Source organism: Moorena producens 3L (assembly GCF_000211815.1).
Taxonomy (GTDB): Bacteria; Cyanobacteriota; Cyanobacteriia; order Cyanobacteriales; family Coleofasciculaceae; genus Moorena; species Moorena producens.
On sequence record NZ_GL890840.1, the window covers coordinates 480,154 to 481,748 of the forward strand.

The following is a 1,595-nucleotide window of genomic DNA, read 5'->3' on the forward strand; positions in this document are numbered from 1 at the left end:
AAACCGTGAATCCCCAGCAGAACCCACCGAGGTAGCAGAGGAAGAAACTGCTCTTGCTGAACCTACCGAAGTAGCAGAGGAAGAAACTGCTCCTGCTGAACCTACTGAGGTAGCAGAGGAAGAAACTGCTCCTGCTGAACCTACCGAAGTAGCAGAGGAAGAAACTGCTCCTGCTGAACCTACTGAGGTAGCAGAGGAAGAAACTACTCCTGCTGAACCTACTGAGGTAGCAGAGGAAGAAACTACTCCTGCTGAACCTGTCGAAGTAGCTGTAGCCGTAGATGAAGCAGCCCTAGCTAAATCAGGACAACTCTTCGCAAGTAACTGTGCCAGTTGTCATAAGGGTGGAAATAATTTACTCAATCCCCAAAAAACTCTGAAAAAGGATATCCTTGAGAAGTATGGCATGTACTCTAAGGACAAGATTGTTTACCAGATCACCAATGGTAAGCCCCCCATGCCAGCCTTCAAAGGTCGTCTAAAAGCGGATCAGATTGCAGCCCTTGCTGATTATGTGTTGTATCAAGCTGACAATGGTTGGCAGTAGATTGATTCAATTGGGTTTATAAAGGATTTGTGAAACTCAATCAACCCAAAACATTTGTAGTTCAGGGATTCTGTCTAAGTAATAATTCACAACCTATTTAGAATTCCTAGATTACTAAAGGAATTGAAACTTTAAGTTAGTGGTTAGTAGTTAGTTGTTGGTGTTATTTTCATTAGCAACTGGCTGCTAACCACTAATTCTTTTTTTATAGCGCTGCGCTATAGCTGAAGATCTTTTTAACGAAAAAATCAAATCATCAAGGGGTGATAATGATCATCACCCCTTGAGCCCCTAAGATTATTCGTCTTGCTCCATCGGCAGACCTCTATCAAAAAAAATCAAAAATTTCGCATCGGGCATCAACTGTTTCAGAGCCTGGGAATGGCTCTTGGCATCGGAAAGGTTGTCAAACCGAGCGAAAACTAGTGGTGGCATGTGGGGCAATAGCCGAATCATTACCCATCCGTATAGGCGTTGACTATAGCACATAATATAAGTTGTCTCCTGTAAATGGGGATCAAGAGCCAGCCCGACCCGCTTGAACATGTCCGGGCTGGCTCTTCCGTGGAATTTATTCTCCACACTTTTAGTTTACCACAAAAAACATTATATTATAGCATATTTTGAAAATTTTTGTAATAAATTCCTTAGGGAGTCGGGAGTCGGGAATCGGGAGTCGGGAGCGGTGCGACCCTAGGCGAATTTAATTCGCCTAGGTCAAGCGCACCGAGGGAATAGGGAGTCGGGAATAGGGAATAGGGAGTCGGGAGTCGGGAGTGGGGCTATAATTTTAGATTATATTAAGTTTTGTTGGTCAGGATTTGTGATACCGTCTTGGTAGTCGTTAGTAACAAAATCTTAATCACCTATAGCGAACCGGTGTCTGATTGAAACTGCCCTCCTGCGGTTTTCCTTAGGGAGCCTGACCGCAAAGGCATAGCAAACCCATCTTAATTAATAAGCAAAAATCCTCTATATCAAAGGCAACAGGGAGTAGGAAGTAGGGAGTAAAAATTATCACAATTGCTAAAGCGATTGCTATAAGTAT

The 1,595-nt window shown here is 43.3% G+C and carries 2 protein-coding genes; one reads left to right on the top strand and one right to left on the bottom strand.

Annotated features, from left to right (window positions below; genetic code table 11):
• Positions 1-547: c-type cytochrome (locus LYNGBM3L_RS38045; RefSeq protein ID WP_081473246.1), on the top strand; the 547-nt coding region annotated here is incomplete at its 5' end.
• 297 nt (positions 548-844) lie between these two features.
• Here LYNGBM3L_RS38045 and LYNGBM3L_RS08405 read toward each other — a convergent pair.
• Entirely contained in the window at positions 845-1,036 is a 192-nt protein-coding gene (locus tag LYNGBM3L_RS08405) for a hypothetical protein (RefSeq protein WP_044492488.1), read from the bottom strand.
• Between the last annotated feature and the right edge of the window lie 559 nt (positions 1,037-1,595).